This is a genomic window from Yersinia thracica, from assembly GCF_902170565.1.
GTDB classification, from domain to species: Bacteria; Pseudomonadota; Gammaproteobacteria; order Enterobacterales; family Enterobacteriaceae; genus Yersinia; species Yersinia thracica.
Map to the genome: position 1 here is coordinate 72659 of NZ_CABHXX010000095.1, position 16835 is coordinate 89493.

Consider the following 16835-nt stretch of genomic DNA (forward strand, 5'->3'; position numbering starts at 1 on the left):
GTTAAATAACTTCTAGCGTATTACTCATTCTCACTTGGGTCTACTATGCCCTTTGGTGCAGTGAAAAAAAAGCAGGATTTACCTGTTAATCTGATTAATCCTACCTATTTGCTTCTCGATACTGTTACAAATAGTGAGGATTCAATACACTGTTTAAAAGCTGATACATAGCTGGTTGGAGGTTCGGAGGTAAAGATGCGCTCATTAGGAGATATGCCCCGTATTGTTATCGTGGCAGAAGTGCTGGGGATGCTGCTATTAGTTATTGCCTATTTATGTATTAATGACTATTTGTCACTACCTGGCTCTATTGGGACACCGGCTGCTGCCATCATGATGATTTTTATCGGGATTGCCCTGATGATCCCGGCGGCAGCTTGTATTGTTTGGCGCGTAGCCCATGGTTTTGGTCCGCTATTAGGCAGCGCTGACAGAATATCCAGGCCACAATCAAAGAAAGAGTTAGAAGAAGCGCGAACCAAAAAAGAGAATAAATCTGGGTAAGGCCATGATTGAGTCTTTTTGAGGACATTAAATTAGTCGGGATTGAAGTGGCGCTGTCGGCCAATATTCCGTAAGCTATTCCACTTTTCATATTATGAGAATCGTGAGGTAGGTAGTTATGGATTCACTCATCGTCCCGGATTTAGCCTTATTACGGCGTTGGCTGGATCAACTCGGTATCTCATTTTTTGAGTGCGATTCCTGCCAGGCGCTGCATTTGCCGCATATGCAAAATTTTGAGGGGGTGTTTGATGCCAAAATTGATTTGGTCGATAACATTATCCTGTTTTCAGCGCTGGCCGAAGTGCGGCCGACCGCCTTGATCCCGCTGGTTGCGGACCTCAGCCAAATCAACGCCAGCTCACTGACGGTGAAGGCTTTTATTGATATTCAGGATGATAATCTGCCAAAACTGATTGTCTGCCAGTCACTGGCGGTGGAAGTCGGGGTGACATTGGCGCAATTCGGCTATTTTATGCAGCAGTGTGAAGAGCAGATTTCGATGATTATTCTGGAGGCGCGCGCCAATGACTTACTGTTTATTGGTAACAGTGATGACGATGAGTTGCCACAAACCGCCACTGCTTACCCTGTTATTCATTAATTGACGTCCGTGCATCAATAATCAGAGTGCTACTGATAGCCAGTGGCACACTGCCATTCCCGCAGTAAACCATAATATATTCTGCTTTTTACCCTCTTTTGCCAGATATTTGTCGCCGTTTATGCCATTAGTGGCGCATTACATAGATAGAATATGCATAAAAAATCGATAAAAGGCGTTTTTTACCCTAGAGTCTGGTGCGGATTACCAACTGCGGTTATGCTGCTCTTTCTGCAAAGGGCATAATATTCCTCCGCAAAATCAGTGATTATCCTTGTTAGGTTAATAATCACCTACCGTGCATAGTCATGCATAGGGTGTTTGCGGCAATGGCGCTCGGCAGGGCAAAGACGTTGTATCCTATGGATGCAAATTTATCGCACTAATTTACCCCCTATTTTGGAGGAGTTAACGGATGTTCACCCAACGTAAAAAGTGGTTATCGGGTGTTGCTGCTGGCCTATTAATGGCTGCGTCCGTCTCAGCATCTGCTGAAGAAAAAACACTGCACATTTACAACTGGTCTGATTATATTGCGCCAGATACGCTGGCTAATTTCCAAAAAGAAACCGGCATTAAAGTTGTCTATGATGTGTTTGACTCCAACGAGGTGTTGGAAGGTAAATTGATGGCGGGGAGCACCGGGTTTGACTTGGTGGTGCCGTCAGCCAGTTTCCTTGAACGCCAATTGTCTGCGGGTGTATTCAAGCCGCTGGATAAAAGTAAATTACCGAATGACAAAAATCTTGATCCCGAGTTGTTGACCTTGGTCGGCAAGCACGATCCGGATAACAAATACGCGATTCCGTATCTGTGGGCGACCACCGGTATTGGCTATAACGTCGAGAAAGTCAAAGCGGCGTTGGGGAAAGATGCCCCGGTAAACAGTTGGGATTTAGTGCTGAAACCTGAGAATCTTGAGAAGCTAAAAAGCTGTGGCGTTTCCTTCCTGGATGCACCAAGCGAGATTTTTGCTACCCTGCTCAATTACTTGGGCAAAGACCCCAACAGTATTCAGGCAACGGATTACACCGGCCCGGCCACGGAATTGTTATTAAAATTACGCCCCAATATCCGCTATTTCCACTCTTCACAATACATTAATGACCTGGCAAACGGGGACATCTGTGTCGCTGTGGGTTGGGCTGGCGACATCATGCAGGCCTCTAATCGCGCCAAAGAAGCCAAAAATGGGGTGAATGTGGCTTACAGCATTCCAAAGGAAGGGGCATTAGCTTTCTTTGATGTATTTGCTATGCCAGCGGATGCTAAAAATCAGGACGAAGCCTATCAATTCCTGAATTACCTGATGCGCCCAGAGGTGATTGCCAACATCAGCAACCACGTGTTTTATGCCAATGCTAATAAAGCGGCGACCCCGTTGGTGAACGCAGAAGTCCGTGATAATCCTGGTATTTATCCGCCAGCCGATGTGCGAGCCAAAATGTTCACATTAAAAGTGCAAGATCCCAAAATTGATCGCGTGATCACCCGGGCTTGGACCAAAGTGAAAAGTGGTAAATAAACCATTAGCGGGAATCAGCCGCAGACGATGAGCTTGTCACTGATAACGCATTGATGGATAAGTAAAATAGACCATGGTAGGAACCGGGGGTTTATCTTCCTGTTCCTGTTTTTTATTGCGCCGCAGCTTGAATGCGGCCTGTTCTGCTTTTACGGAGAGCACGCTGAGTGAATGATGTCATTCCCCGCCCGCAGCAAAAATCCCAAAAGGTGTTTACCCCCTTGTTGGAGATTCGCAACTTAACTAAATCATTTGATGGTCAGGCCGCGGTAGATGATGTCAATTTGACCATCTACAAAGGCGAGATTTTTGCCCTGTTAGGGGCTTCAGGTTGTGGGAAATCCACCCTATTGCGCATGCTGGCCGGTTTTGAACAGCCGACACAGGGGCAGATTATCCTCGATGGGCAGGATTTGTCGCACGTGCCGCCTTATCAGCGCCCAATCAATATGATGTTCCAGTCGTATGCATTATTCCCGCATATGACTGTTGAGCAAAATATCGCGTTTGGTTTGAAGCAGGACAAATTGCCCACCAATGAAATCAAAAGTCGGGTGGCAGAAATGCTGACACTGGTGCACATGCAAGAGTTTGCCAAGCGCAAACCCCATCAGTTATCCGGCGGTCAGCGCCAGCGAGTGGCATTGGCGCGTAGTTTGGCTAAACGGCCAAAATTGTTGTTGTTGGATGAGCCGATGGGCGCGTTGGACAAAAAACTGCGCGACCGCATGCAACTCGAAGTGGTGGATATCCTGGCGCGCGTAGGGGCAACTTGCGTGATGGTGACCCACGACCAGGAAGAGGCCATGACCATGGCTGGGCGAATTGCCATTATGAACCGTGGAAAATTCGTGCAAATTGGCGAACCGGAAGAGATTTACGAGCATCCGAACAGCAGATTCAGCGCCGAATTTATCGGTTCAGTGAATGTGTTTGAAGGCGTATTAAAAGAGCGACTGGATGATGCGCTGGTGATCGACAGCCCCGGTCTGCGCCATCCACTGAAAGTGGATTCGGATGCTTCTGTGGTCGACGGCGTGCCTGTTTTTGTCGCCTTGCGGCCAGAGAAAGTGATGTTGTGTGAACAGGTGCCGGAAGATGGCTGCAACTTTGCCGTCGGTGAAGTGGTACACATTGCTTATTTGGGCGATTTATCCATTTATCACGTGAAATTACACAGCGGACAGATGCTTACCGCGCAGCTACAAAATGGCCACCGTTACCGTAAAGGGATGCCAACCTGGGGTGATGAAGTACAACTCTGCTGGGATGCCGACAGCTGTGTTGTCTTAGGTAACTGATGACTTAGGTAACAGATGACTTGGGTAACAGATAGCTTGAGTAGCTGATCGTTTGGGGAGCAAAAATATTGTGATACCAGAATCCACCCGTGGAGCAGCAGAACCACCGACCCGAGCTGTAGGGCCGGTAACCGCGCTGATTCAACGTTTCCAAATGTCGCATGGCCGGAAATGGGTCATTGGCATCCCTTATTTATGGTTATTTTTGCTGTTTATGTTGCCGTTCCTGATTGTCTTCAAAATCAGTCTGGCGGAGATGGCGCGCGCAGTTCCGCCTTATACCGACCTGGTCACCTGGTTGGACGGCAAGCTGGATATCTCGCTCAATCTGGGCAACTATCTGCAACTGTTTGATGATCCTCTGTATATCGATGCTTACCTACAATCATTGCAAGTGGCGGGGGTATCCACTTTATGCTGCCTGATTATTGGTTATCCATTGGCTTGGGCGATTGCCCATAGCAAATCATCCACTCGCAATATCTTATTGCTGCTGGTTATTCTGCCGTCATGGACATCATTCTTGATTCGGGTGTATGCCTGGATGGGTATCCTGAAAAATAATGGCATTTTGAATAACTTCCTGATGTGGGCGGGGGTTATTGATCAGCCGCTGATTATTCTGCACACCAATTTGGCGGTATATATTGGCGTTGTGTATTCCTACCTGCCTTTCATGGTGTTGCCTATCTATACCGCACTGACCCGATTGGATTACTCATTGGTCGAAGCGGCACTGGATCTGGGTGCCAGGCCCTTTAAAACCTTTGTCAGTGTGATTGTCCCTTTGACCAAAGGGGGAATTGTGGCCGGTTCCATGTTGGTCTTTATTCCGGCGGTCGGTGAATTTGTTATCCCTGAACTGCTCGGCGGCCCGGACAGCATCATGATTGGCCGTATTTTATGGCAAGAATTCTTTAATAACCGTGACTGGCCAGTGGCCTCCGCCGTCGCGACAGTCATGTTAGTGTTACTGATCGTGCCGATTATTTGGTTCCACAAGCACCAAAATAAAGCACAGGAGGCGCGGTATGAATAACCTACCGGAAGTGCGCTCGGTCTGGCGTCGGATTATCTTGATTGTCGGCTATACTTTCTTGTATGCGCCGATGTTGATGTTGGTTATATACTCATTTAACAGCTCGAAACTGGTCACTGTATGGGCGGGGTGGTCTATCCGCTGGTATATAGAGCTGTTCAATGATTCGGCGATGATATCAGCGGTGGGGTTGAGCCTCACTATCGCCGCGGCTTCTGCCACCATGGCGGTGGTGTTGGGGACGATAGCGGCGGTGGTCATGGTGCGTTTTGGCCGTTTTCGCGGCTCGAACGGTTTTGCTTTTATGCTGACAGCCCCGCTGGTGATGCCCGACGTCATTACCGGGTTATCATTATTGCTGCTGTTTGTCGCCATGGGCCACGCCATTGGCTGGCCAGCTGAGCGCGGGATGTTCACTATTTGGTTGGCACATGTGACCTTCTGTACCGCCTATGTGACGGTGGTTATCAGTTCCCGTTTGCGCGAATTAGACCGCTCAATTGAAGAAGCCGCTATGGATTTGGGGGCGACCCCATTGAAAGTGTTCTTTGTGATTACCGTGCCGATGATTGCTCCAGCATTAATCTCTGGCTGGCTACTGGCTTTTACCCTGTCACTGGACGATTTAGTGATCGCCAGTTTTGTCGCCGGGCCGGGTGCAACCACCTTGCCGATGCTGGTGTTCTCTAGTGTGCGCATGGGGGTGAACCCGGAGATAAACGCGCTGGCGACACTTATTTTGCTGGTGGTCGGGATTATCGGCTTAATTGCGTGGTGGTTTATGTCCCGTTCGGAAAAACAGCGGTTACGCGAATTACGCAAAGCTGCCCGCAGTTGATTATTAATAAATGGCTAATTATTAATAAATAGCTAATTGTTAATAAATAGCTGATTAGCCTGAAAACTGTTAGTCTTTCATTATCTTTTGACGCCGCTTTCGAGTGGCGTTATTGTCAGGGATAACATCAGGTTACAAAACCCGAACCGGGAGACAAACTGGGCAATATGAGATTGTTATTTTCATCCGCAGCGTTTTCATCCGCCGCCACCACGCCCGTCCCGGTGTTAATCGCTGGAACCGCCATTATTGCGACCCGTTTCCTCGGTGTAATCCTCTTGGTGGCGACGCTGGGCTGGGGAGGGACCGGGAGTTTTATCGCTGAAAGCCTGCAAAACTGGGACTCCGCCCTGATCTTTATTGCCAGCATTTTTATCCTGTTGCTGGAAATGGTTTGCGGCGTGGCGGTATGTCTACGGCAAAACTGGGCGCGCTGGTGTTATTTGGCTTGCCAATGGGTGGTCAGCATCTATTTGCTGATGGCGTCACTGGACTGGTTAGAGCTGGATGTTGATGTCTTCCGCATTGATGGCGATAGCGGCGCTGAAATTTTACATAGTTTGCTGCTACAAAAGATCCCCGACGTGGTGATTCTCGGTTTGTTGTTTTTCCCTTGGCATCGCTATTTTCGGTCGTCAAAATGAGTGTTTAACGTAACACAGTGCTACAATTCGCCCTATCAACAGCCTCGGCTGCACATTCAATTTAATGTCTCAGAACGTTAATATCTAACAACGGTTAATTATTAATGCATTGCGCACAATATACGGCGGGTAGCTGCCGTTCCTGTCAGTGGCTGGATAAACCTTATCCGCAACAACTGGCTGATAAACAACATCATTTAGAAACGCTGTTATCTGGTCACGCCGTCACTCAATGGCTATCGCCGGTTTTCGGGCAGGAAAGTGCTTTTCGTAATAAAGCCAAAATGGTGGTCAGTGGCAGTGTCGAGCGCCCATTATTAGGCATGTTGCATCGCGATGGCACCCCGGTTGATTTATGTGAGTGTCCACTTTATCCCGCCAGTTTTGCGCCCGTTTTTACGGTGCTGAAAACCTTTATTGCGCGTGCGGGCCTAACGCCTTATAACGTTGCGCGCAAGCGTGGTGAGCTTAAATTCCTGTTATTAACTGAAAGCACTTATAGTGGTGAGTTAATGCTGCGCTTTGTGTTGCGCTCCTCCACAAAATTGGCACAGCTACAGGCGGCCTTGCCCTGGTTGCAGCAACAATTACCTCAACTTGCGGTTACCTCGGCCAATATTCAGCCGGTGCATATGGCGATTTTGGAAGGGGAGCAGGAAATTCCATTAACGGAGCAGCAGGCGCTGCCAGAAATCTTTAATCAGGTGCCGCTGTTTATCCGCCCACAAAGTTTTTTCCAGACCAATCCGCAAGTTGCAGCATCACTGTATGCTACGGCGCGCCAATGGGTGCGTGAGCTGAATATTAATAGCATGTGGGATTTATTCTGTGGGGTGGGGGGGTTCGGTTTGCATTGTGCGGATACTGAAACTCAGCTTACCGGCATTGAAATCAGCGCCGAAGCTATTGCCTGTGCGCGCCAGTCAGCGAGTCAATTGGGGCTAAAAAATGTCAATTTTGCCGCGCTAGATTCGACGCGTTTTGCCACCGCCGAAGCGCTAGTGCCGCAATTGGTATTGGTGAATCCGCCACGGCGCGGCATTGGTGCCGAACTGTGTGAATATCTCAGCCAAATGGCACCCGAATTTATTCTCTATTCAAGCTGTAATGCCGAAACAATGGCGAAAGATATCAATTTGTTAGCGGACTATCGCATTGAGCGGGTGCAGTTGTTTGATATGTTTCCGCATACCGCACATTATGAAGTTTTATCCTTACTTATTAAGCGCTAAACCCAAAGTAATTGGCGTTGCAGGTAGGCAGCCAGCAAACGAATCCCGATGAACTTACACAGGTAAGTGATTCGGGTTCGTGAGTGCAGCGAACACCCCTGCAACGTCAAGTACAAAGGGTGGTATTACTGCGGGAACCACTTATCATTGATGGCTTTATATGTCCCATCAGCTTTCACCGCTTCAATGGCTTTATTCAGTTTCTCCAGCAACGCGGTGTTATCCGGGCGCACAGCAATACCAAGGCCGGTGCCAAAGTATTGCGGGTCAGTCACATGCTCGCCAACTGATGCCAGATTTGGATTGGTTTTCAGCCACTCATTCACTACCGCAGTGTCGCCAAACACCCCGTCAATACGGCCATTTTTCAGGTCAATAATGGCATTTTGGTAGCTGTCATAAGCCACGGTTTGAATTTCTGGATGTTTATCCTGCAAATATTTCTGGTGCGTGGTGCCGTTTTCCATCCCGATCTTCTTGCCTTTCAGATCCGCGAAAGAACTGAATTTACCTTTCGGGGCAATAACAATGGCCGAGTTGGCATAGTAAGGTTGGGTAAATGCCACCTGCTTGCTACGTTCCGGTGTGATGTCCATACCAGAGATAACCGCATCATAACGTTTAAATTTAAGCGCCGGGATCAGGCTATCAAAGGCCTGATTGGTGAATGTACAGTTGGCTTCCATCTGCTTACATAATGCTTTCGCCAGGTCCATATCAAAGCCGACGATTTCATTATTGGCACCGATGGATTCAAAAGGCGGGTAGGTTGCTGAAGCAGCGAAACGGATTGTTTCGGTGGAATGAGTAGTTTCTGCGGCCGTTGCGCTGAACACCATGCCACTTAAGATTGTCGCCAATAGTAACTTTTTCATGCTTAAACTCCTGTCTGAATTTTTTTAATAGAATATGTTATTACTTATTGATTTTATTATGTCTTGTGATTCTTCATCACGATTTATTCGGATGATTGATGAGGTTTACATTGCCATTTTATGAATTTATATGCAAGTAATGTGATTAAAAATTTAATTTTTATTTTAATTATGGAAGGACAGGATAGAGGTTTGGGTTTGGTTGACAGCTGTTTTGTGATCAGGTTCGGTTGACAGAAAGTCGGATCTAGTTTCGGTTGATAGTTGTTCAGTGGCCACTTAATCCCAGTAGCCTCAACCGAGCAGGAGGGCAAGCCGGCCCTCCTGCACCTGCGGCTTGCGCGAAATATAACTGCTATTCGCAGTTCCCTCGGGCAGCCGTTGGCCTTATCGAGCCAGCACGATTATAAGCCTCTTCAAGGCTACCCTTCGGGCCAACGCAAGCGTTGTTCAAAACTGCTTCGCAGTGTTGTCGCTCCTGCTCAAGCGCGCTTTTCGCCGCCGTCCATGGCGGCTCACTCGGGCCACCGTCTTTGTCGGTAATATTCCTGATTGCGCTTAAGGCCAAAAGAAAAAATCAAAACCACGGTTTTGACTTTGATGTTAAAAGCACATTTGAGCTGCCGAGTGAAGAATGTAGCCAGGGAAATCCGCCATGGACGGTGGATTTAGGCGTCACGCGGAGGGACCCGCGTAAAGCCGTCCCGTCAGCGAAATGATGAATCGAGGGCACCCGCGAAGCAGGCTAGTGATAGGTGCGCTAGCGCAGGGGATCCAAGGGGGTTACGCGCTTGTAACCCCTTTGGCGGTTGAGGTATCAGAGGTCAGGTGAGCACAAATTTCATGTCAACCGAACCTCATAGCTAAACTAGCATCAACCAAAAACAATAATCCGAACTGGGTATTTAACCCTTAATTCCGCCGCTCAAACGCTAGCGCTCGGCGCTCCACCAACCGCATCAACAATGTCAGCAACCCATTTACCACCAGATACACAATCCCCGCTGCACCAAATACCATCACATCATAAGTCCGGCCATACATCAGTTGGCTGTAACCCATAACTTCCATCAATGTAATGGTGTAAGCCAGTGAGGTACTTTTGAACACCAACACCACTTCGTTGGAATAGGAGGAAAGTGCGCGTTTAAAAGCAAATGGCAGCAAGATGCGCAATGACTGGGCCTTAGACATTCCCAGGGCTTCACAGGATTGCCATTGACCAGCAGGAATAGCGCGAACCGCACCATAGAACAACTGAGTGGTATAGGCCGCGCTGTTCAATGCCAAGGCAATCATTGCACACAGCCAGGGTTGTGACAGCAAACTCCATAACCATGGGTATTCACGGATGGCCGGGAACTGCCCTGGGCCGTAGTAGATCAAAAAGATCTGGACCAACAGCGGGGTGCCGGTGAACAGCGTGATATAAATTTTAACCAGTGGCGTGACAATCGGAGTTTTCAGTGTCAACACAATGGTGAACAGCAATGACAGCACCAACGCGACCAACAAAGAGGCAATAGTCAATGTCAGGCTGGTATGTAGCCCTTTTAGGATCTCGGGTAAGAATTCCAGCATTAGGATGGGCTCCGTTCAAAACGGGTCGTTCGGAGTTCAATCCACTTGAGCACATACTGGCTAAGCAGGGTCACCACCAGATAAATAGCCGCGGCAATCACATACCAGGTAAAGGGTTCTTGAGTTCGGGTAGCAATACTTTTGGTTTGCAGCATCAAGTCATTGACACTGATAAGCGACACCAACGCGGTATCTTTCAGCAGCACCAACCATTGGTTGCCCAAGCCGGGCAGGGCATGACGCCACATCTGCGGCATAATCAAGCGGAAGAAAATAGCCGTTTGACTCAAGCCCAATGCTTGGCCTGATTCCCACTGCCCGATAGGCACGGCTTTCAGTGCACCGCGTAAAGTTTGTGATGCATAAGCCGAATAAAGCAGGGCCAGTGCAATAACCCCACACAGGAATGGGCTGACCTCAAAATCATCAATATTGAGCTTAATCGGTAACTCAAAGAGATACAGATTCAAGGTAAAGCCGTCTGACAGCATCATCAATAGCTGAGAAGAGCCAAAATAGATAAACAGCACCACCAGAATCTCTGGTAGCCCGCGTAAAATGGTGACCCAGCCGGTTGTCAGGTAACTGACGACTTTCCATCGTGATGATTCACAGACGGCAAACAGCATCGCCAGAATCAGACCGAGGACCAGTGCACAAACGGCAAGGCCGACGGTCATACCGGCGGCACTTGCTAAAGGTTGAAATTCATTCATGGGTGCTTAAATTACTGCTGGAACCATTTTTTATAAATTGTCTGATAGGTGCCATCGGCTTTAACTTTTGCCAGTGCAGCATCTAACTTACCCTGTAATTCGGTGTTGTTCTGACGAACGGCAATCCCTAAACCGGTACCGAAATAGTCAGCATCAGTGATTTTGTCACCCACCGCAGCTAATTGATTATTCTGCTTCAACCACTCATTGACCACCGCAGTGTCACCAAATACCGCATCCAGACGGCCATTTTTCAGGTCAAGAATGGCATTTTGATAGCTGTCATAAGGGACGGCGGTAATTTCAGGGTGTTTCTCCATCAAGTATTTTTGATGAGTCGAGCCATTCTGCATACCGACACGTTTGCCTTTCAGGGCGGCTAAATCAGCCACTTTGCCTTTTTCGGCAATAAACAGTGCAGAGTTATCATAATAAGGCTGGGTAAAAGCCACTTGCTTTTGGCGCTCAGGGGTAATGTCCATCCCAGAGATAACCGCATCAAAACGCTTGAATTTTAAACTTGGGATCAAGCTGTCGAAAGCTTGATTGGTAAAGGTACATTCGGCTTGCATCTCTTTACACAGCGCATTAGCCAGATCGATATCAAAGCCCTGCATTTTATTATTGGCATCAATAAATTCAAATGGCGGGTAAGTCGCTTCAGCGGCGAAACGGACAGTTTCCGCGGCAGAGGCGGATAAACTGATACTGGCGAGGACTGCAGCAATTATTAATTTTTTCATCGCAAATTCCCAAATAGATATCAATGTGACAGATAGCTGGCAAAAGCTTCAGTTGTGGGTTGTGTAAAGTGGCTGGCATCACCTTGTTCGACTACATGGCCGTTTTCCATGTAAACCACGCGGCTGGCCGTTTTACGGGCGACTTCAACCTCATGGGTGACAATCACTTGAGTGATGCCGGTTCCTGCTAATTCACGGATAATACTGACGATTTGTGCCGTAATTTCTGGATCAAGTGCTGCGGTCGGTTCGTCAAACAGCAAAACTTGCGGCTCCATCATCAACGCGCGGGCAATGGCCACACGTTGTTGCTGACCACCCGAAAGATGCAGCGGGAAGCGGTCAACAAAATCAGTCAAACGCAGGCGGGTCAGTAATTTTTGTGCGCGCGCCATGGCTTCATCTTTTGATAGACCCAGCACACGGCAAGGGGCTTCAATCAGATTTTGCACCACAGTAAGATGCGGCCAAAGATTATATTGTTGGAAGACCATCCCCACATTCTGGCGTAATTCGCGAATAGCTTTCGCGCCCGGAGCTTGGGAAAAGTCGAAGTGATTGCCCGCTATCTGCAAAGTCCCTGAGCGCGGCATCTCTAGCAAATTCAGCACGCGCAGCAATGAGCTTTTACCGGCACCACTTGGCCCTAATAACACTAAGGTTTCGCCCGCAGGACAGTCTAATGTAATGTCGAACAGCGCCTGGTGTACGCCGTAGTAACAGTTAATTCCGTTAAGTTGAATACTCATGCGCCAAATCTGAATAGCCAATGATGCCGTGAATGGTAACTTCCGCGGCATACTTATGCAATCTTTGTGCGTTAAAATTTATTAACAACCCGTATTCGGTGTGAAAAATAGCATAACACTTGGATTTAAAATCTATAGGGGATACTCATTTTCTTTCAATTTGCAGGGGTGTTGGCTGCATTTTGGGCTGGTTAGTGATCACCCAAAAGTTGACGTAAACTGCTGGCCGGGGCTGAAACACCCATAAAGCGGATGTCATCGACAACCCAACAGGTTCCTTCGCGGATCATCAACACTTCGTCTTGCCACATCACTGATTGCCCGCCTGCCGATTGGTGCGTCAAATTGACCCGTAATGGAATATTTCGGGCATCAGTATTGGGAATAGTTGAAGCGCTGGCAACATCCGCGCTGGTGCTGCCTTCACGCAAACTGGTGAAAATATCGCCATTGATGGTTTGTGTGGTATTCACTGTCGCCGCTGGGCGCTGACCCGCTTGCTTTCTAGCTGTTTGAATTTGTTCATAAAGTGCCTGACTCAGATAAGGGCGAAATTGAGCAGACAAATTATCATCAGGCAAGCCACTTTTATTGCCGATTTGCCCAATCCGCAGGTCATAGAATTTTTGTGCTACTGTGTCCGGCCCACCGTCAATACATGGCGCGGTGCGGCTGCTGATATCCTTGAATGCCGGGCTGACATTGCTGGTACAGGCGCTAAGCAGAATGGCGAGAGGAAGAATCAGGGCAATATTTTTCTTTTTCATATGATGACCTTAAGAATCCGTTATGAAAATGATTGTAGCCTATAGCCAAAGAAAATGTGGAGAGCAGCTCAGCCACGTCATTTACCGTGCTCTTTTAACCAGCGGGCAGTGCGGATAATCCCTTCATCTAATGACACTTGCGGACGATAACCTAATTCTAATTCTGCCCGCTGGGTATCCAGCGTCAGGTCAAAATTAAGTTTAGCGACGCCATAATGGGTCAATATCGGCTCTTTTTCGGCTTTATTACCCAGTTTCTCCATTGCTCGGGCCATGATATCCAGCATCGGGTAGGGCACTGAGCGAATACGGCAGGGCATATCCAACTCTTTCAGTAGATGTTGCACGATGGTGCGCAGTGGGCGAGGTTGTTGATTGGTAATATTATAGGCTCTGCCAGATTGTGTGTTCTGGCTTTGAGTCGCCAGCCACATAGCATGCACCGCATTTCCCAGATAGGTCATGTCCACCAGAGCATCACCGCCACGGGGCAGCAGCAGGGTGCCATAATATTTAATCATTTGTAGCAGGCGCGGCAGCATCACGGTATCGTGTGGGCCGAACAAGCCTTGCGGGCGCAAAATAGTAAAATGGGTTTGCGGATTAGACAGCGCTAATTGCTGAATAACTTCCTCTCCAGCGGCTTTGCTGCGTGCGAACTCATTGGCAAAACGGGCTGGGCGGAAGTCTTCCTGAATATTTCGGTGGTGGTGATAATCGAAATAAATGGCGGGTGAGGAAATATGAATGAAATTCTCCACACCATAGGCGGCGGCCCATTCACCCAAACGGCGTGTCGCGCGGACATTGGCCAGCTCAAAAGCTTGCTCAGTGCCCCAAGGCGAAGTAAAACTGGAGCAGTGCCACAGTGTATCGACACCGGCCAGCATAGCTTTCGCCTGTGCGGAAACCAGATTCGTCAGGTCGGCATGAATAAATTCAGCGCCTATCTTTGTCAATAATGCGCCCATCGCCGGATTATTGCCGGTGGCGATGACTTTGATACCCTGACGACGGAGATATTCAACGGCATTTCGGCCTAACCCGCAGGTTGCACCGGTGACCAATATCTTCATAACAAATTCGGTTCCCACCAAAAATCAGAATGCTAGAGCTTTGAATTATTCGTCCAGCAAATAAGATGCCATTCTTTCGTGAAATGCGGCGCTATGCAATCAGAATCCCCTGCTTACTTGAATTTGCAGCGTTATTCGTCGCTCTTGTTCTTGCGTTCGCGGTCATATTGCACCGCCAAAGTGGCAATGCGTTTCGCCATACCCCGAAAAATAAACAGGTGTGCGGGCATCATCACAAACCAATACAGTAACCCGTTAAAGCCCGCCGGATGCCACCATGCCCGGACATCGAAGCTGCGGCGTCCGCCCAACTCCTTGATGGTAAAAGTGAGCCGCCCAAGCCCCGGCGCTTTCATCCCGAACATCATGGCTAACTGCCGCAAGGGTTTGAGGGTGATAACTTTCCAGCCATCAATCAGGTCACCCAATTCCAGCGTTTCTCTGTCTGGGCGGCCATAAACAACACCGCCACCGGCCAGATCATCCATCCAGGCGCGGGTTTTCCATAGCGGATTGCCATAAAAATAACCTTCTTTGCCGCCAATTTGCTGGACCACATGCCACAACGCCTCACTGGAGGCGGAGGTATAGAGTGTGCAACCCGCCTGTTTGGGGTAAAAACCATAACCCGGCCGCCAGCGGGCGCGAGCTTCGGGGTCATAGCCCCAGTCAGGCGAATCCACCACTTCATCCTCGCGGCGCAATGTCTCTTTAACGGCATCGTCAAAACTAATGAGTTGTTGGGGAATCAGCGCCTGCAAAGCTTGCCCATCAGCCGGTAAATCGTGATTCAGCCCCTCAATCAAAGCACTGGCAATCGGCGTCGGGACTGAGGTCACCATATTGATGAAGTAAACTGAAATAAAGCGGGTCGGGAGCGGAATAGGAATTAGCCAGCGCCGTTTACCACTGATAGCAATAAACCGCTCAAACATAGTTTGATAGCTAATATATTCCGGCCCGGCGACATCAAATATGCGGTTTTCTGCTGACGGGTGATTGAGTAATTCCGTTAAGTAAATCAGCAAGTTTTCCAGCGCGACCGGGGATGATTTTGAGCGCACCCAACGCGGTGGCGTCAGAATCGGCAGGTTATAAACCATATCGCGCATCACTTCAAAAGCGGCAGAGCCGGGGCCGACGATGATACTGGCGCGCAGCTCGGTCACCGGAATACCACTTTGGCGCAGCAAATCACCGGTCAATTTGCGGGCAATCAGATGAGGGGAACTGTTGTCATCCGGCTGTAATGCACTCAGGTATATGATCTGCTTGACTGACGGGCTCTGTTGCAGCGCCGTTTTCATATTGGTGGCCGCCAGGCGTTCCTGCTCAATCAAATCCTGTCCGTCGCCCATGCCATGAACCAGATAATAGACGACATCAATATCTTGTAGCGCGGCGATCAGGGTTGAGGGCTGATAAAGATCGACAAAACGGCACTCGACTCCCTGCCAGGGTTGCTCTTTTAACCACTCGATACGGCGCGCAGCGGCAGTGACGGCATGCCCTTGCTGGCTTAGTCTTGGCACCAGATGTTGGCCAATATAGCCACTGGCTCCCAGCACCAATATCCGTTGCGGCGTCATGCGCGCTGCTCGGTTAAAAACTCACGCCATAACGCGACCACTTTTTCCAGGTCACTGCGGCTGATATTAAGGTGAGTAATCATTCTGGTGATTGGCCCAGCACTGATCAATACGCCATGCTCGCGCATCCAAGGGCCAAGTTTGGCGGCTGCCTCGGCAGATTGCTGAATATACAGCACATTCGTTTGCGCCCCCGGAGCCACTATCTCCACACCTAATGAGCGCAGTTGTTGCTCCAGCCACAGGGCATTGTCGTGGTCATCTTTTAATCGGGCGACATTATGCTCTAATGCATACAACCCGGCCGCTGCCAAAATGCCCGCCTGACGCATGCCGCCGCCGGTCATTTTACGCCAACGGCGCGCACGTTTAATGTATTCTGCACTGCCGCATAACAGCGAGCCAACCGGGGTTCCCAACCCTTTTGACAGACAAATTGTCAGGGTGTCGCAATATTGGGTGATGTCACTCAGGGGGACATTCAGCGCCACGGCAGCATTAAAAATACGTGCGCCATCAATATGTAATGCCAGTTTTTTCTCGCGGGTCAAAACCCATGCTTGCTGCAAGTAACTCAGTGGCAATACTTTACCGCTGTGGGTATTTTCCAGACTCAGTAGGCGGGTTTGAGCAAAATGAATGTCATCGGGCTTGATCGCCGCCAATATTTTATCCAGTGGTAAGGTGCCGTCATCATTTGCATCAATAGGTTGTGGCTGGATGCTACCAAGCACTGCGGCACCACCGGCTTCATACAGATAATTATGCGCTTTTTGGCCGACGATATACTCTTCACCACGCTGACAGTGGGTTAACAGTGCGACCAGATTCGCTTGTGTGCCAGTCGGCAGGAATAATGCGGCTTCTTTACCTGATAACCTGGCGGCCTGGGCCTCTAAAGCATTCACCGTCGGGTCATCGCCATACACATCATCGCCGACTTCGGCATTGGCCATGGCATTGCGCATCGCGACATCAGGTTGCGTGACTGTGTCACTGCGTAAATCGATCAGCATAGTTTTCTCGCAGGTTGGAAAAGAGTGGCTTTATCA

17 protein-coding genes are annotated in these 16835 nt (G+C 49.0%); 8 read left to right on the forward strand and 9 right to left on the reverse strand.

Annotated elements, in window-relative coordinates; genetic code table 11:
- Positions 1 to 195: 195 nt before the first annotated feature.
- The 8 genes from FTA91_RS13310 to rlmC all read left to right on the forward strand — a co-directional run bounded on the left by FTA91_RS13310 (position 196) and on the right by rlmC (position 7687).
- Positions 196 to 504: a YbjC family protein gene (locus FTA91_RS13310; RefSeq protein ID WP_050113072.1), complete on the forward strand. Its 309-nt coding sequence runs from the start codon at positions 196 to 198 to the stop codon at positions 502 to 504.
- A gap of 118 nt (positions 505 to 622) precedes the next feature.
- Positions 623 to 1108 (forward strand): type III secretion system chaperone family protein, encoded by a 486-nt coding sequence (locus tag FTA91_RS13315; protein ID WP_050113073.1) that lies wholly within the window; start codon positions 623 to 625, stop codon positions 1106 to 1108.
- A 415-nt stretch (positions 1109 to 1523) separates the two neighbouring features.
- Complete coding sequence (potF, locus tag FTA91_RS13320) at positions 1524 to 2633, forward strand: spermidine/putrescine ABC transporter substrate-binding protein PotF (protein WP_050113074.1); 1110 nt, start codon at positions 1524 to 1526, stop codon at positions 2631 to 2633.
- 167 nt (positions 2634 to 2800) lie between these two features.
- On the forward strand, positions 2801 to 3934 hold the full coding sequence (potG, locus tag FTA91_RS13325; RefSeq protein ID WP_145583480.1) for a putrescine ABC transporter ATP-binding subunit PotG: 1134 nt from the start codon (positions 2801 to 2803) through the stop codon (positions 3932 to 3934).
- A gap of 70 nt (positions 3935 to 4004) precedes the next feature.
- On the forward strand, positions 4005 to 4973 hold the full coding sequence (gene potH, locus FTA91_RS13330) for a putrescine ABC transporter permease PotH (protein WP_050113076.1): 969 nt from the start codon (positions 4005 to 4007) through the stop codon (positions 4971 to 4973).
- Positions 4966 to 5811 carry a putrescine ABC transporter permease PotI gene (gene potI / locus FTA91_RS13335; protein ID WP_050113077.1) on the forward strand — a complete coding sequence of 282 codons (846 nt, stop codon included), beginning with the start codon at positions 4966 to 4968 and terminating at the stop codon, positions 5809 to 5811. The genes potH and potI overlap by 8 nt, the downstream gene beginning before the upstream one ends.
- A 167-nt stretch (positions 5812 to 5978) precedes the next feature.
- On the forward strand, positions 5979 to 6455 hold the full coding sequence (locus FTA91_RS13340) for a YbjO family protein (RefSeq protein ID WP_050113078.1): 477 nt from the start codon (positions 5979 to 5981) through the stop codon (positions 6453 to 6455).
- A 104-nt stretch (positions 6456 to 6559) separates the two neighbouring features.
- On the forward strand, positions 6560 to 7687 hold the full coding sequence (rlmC, locus tag FTA91_RS13345; protein ID WP_145536162.1) for a 23S rRNA (uracil(747)-C(5))-methyltransferase RlmC: 1128 nt from the start codon (positions 6560 to 6562) through the stop codon (positions 7685 to 7687).
- Positions 7688 to 7812: 125 nt separating this feature from the next.
- On the opposite strand, the gene FTA91_RS13350 is transcribed toward rlmC, so the two are convergent.
- The 9 genes from FTA91_RS13350 to ltaE form a co-directional block, all read right to left on the reverse strand.
- Positions 7813 to 8562, reverse strand: a complete 750-nt coding sequence (locus tag FTA91_RS13350; protein ID WP_050113080.1) for an arginine ABC transporter substrate-binding protein — start codon at positions 8560 to 8562, stop codon at positions 7813 to 7815.
- Between the two features lie 912 nt (positions 8563 to 9474).
- The gene (gene artM, locus FTA91_RS13365) at positions 9475 to 10143 is read right to left on the reverse strand and encodes an arginine ABC transporter permease ArtM (protein WP_038632031.1); all 669 of its coding nucleotides are present in this window, start codon (positions 10141 to 10143) and stop codon (positions 9475 to 9477) included.
- Positions 10143 to 10859 carry an arginine ABC transporter permease ArtQ gene (artQ, locus tag FTA91_RS13370; RefSeq protein WP_050113081.1) on the reverse strand — a complete coding sequence of 239 codons (717 nt, stop codon included), beginning with the start codon at positions 10857 to 10859 and terminating at the stop codon, positions 10143 to 10145. Before artQ ends, artM begins: the two co-directional genes overlap by 1 nt.
- Positions 10860 to 10870: 11 nt before the next feature.
- Positions 10871 to 11602, reverse strand: a complete 732-nt coding sequence (gene artJ, locus FTA91_RS13375; RefSeq protein WP_049556014.1) for an arginine ABC transporter substrate-binding protein — start codon at positions 11600 to 11602, stop codon at positions 10871 to 10873.
- 20 nt (positions 11603 to 11622) lie between these two features.
- Positions 11623 to 12351: an arginine ABC transporter ATP-binding protein ArtP gene (artP, locus tag FTA91_RS13380; protein ID WP_038639446.1), complete on the reverse strand. Its 729-nt coding sequence runs from the start codon at positions 12349 to 12351 to the stop codon at positions 11623 to 11625.
- Between the two features lie 191 nt (positions 12352 to 12542).
- Positions 12543 to 13118 carry a lipoprotein gene (locus tag FTA91_RS13385; protein ID WP_050113082.1) on the reverse strand — a complete coding sequence of 192 codons (576 nt, stop codon included), beginning with the start codon at positions 13116 to 13118 and terminating at the stop codon, positions 12543 to 12545.
- 77 nt (positions 13119 to 13195) lie between these two features.
- The gene (locus tag FTA91_RS13390; protein ID WP_145536165.1) at positions 13196 to 14194 is read right to left on the reverse strand and encodes an NAD-dependent epimerase/dehydratase family protein; all 999 of its coding nucleotides are present in this window, start codon (positions 14192 to 14194) and stop codon (positions 13196 to 13198) included.
- A 131-nt stretch (positions 14195 to 14325) separates the two neighbouring features.
- Entirely contained in the window at positions 14326 to 15783 is a 1458-nt protein-coding gene (locus FTA91_RS13395; RefSeq protein WP_050113084.1) for a DUF2867 domain-containing protein, read from the reverse strand.
- Positions 15780 to 16799 carry a low-specificity L-threonine aldolase gene (gene ltaE / locus FTA91_RS13400; RefSeq protein ID WP_050113085.1) on the reverse strand — a complete coding sequence of 340 codons (1020 nt, stop codon included), beginning with the start codon at positions 16797 to 16799 and terminating at the stop codon, positions 15780 to 15782. The genes FTA91_RS13395 and ltaE overlap by 4 nt, the downstream gene beginning before the upstream one ends.
- Positions 16800 to 16835: the final 36 nt, after the last annotated feature.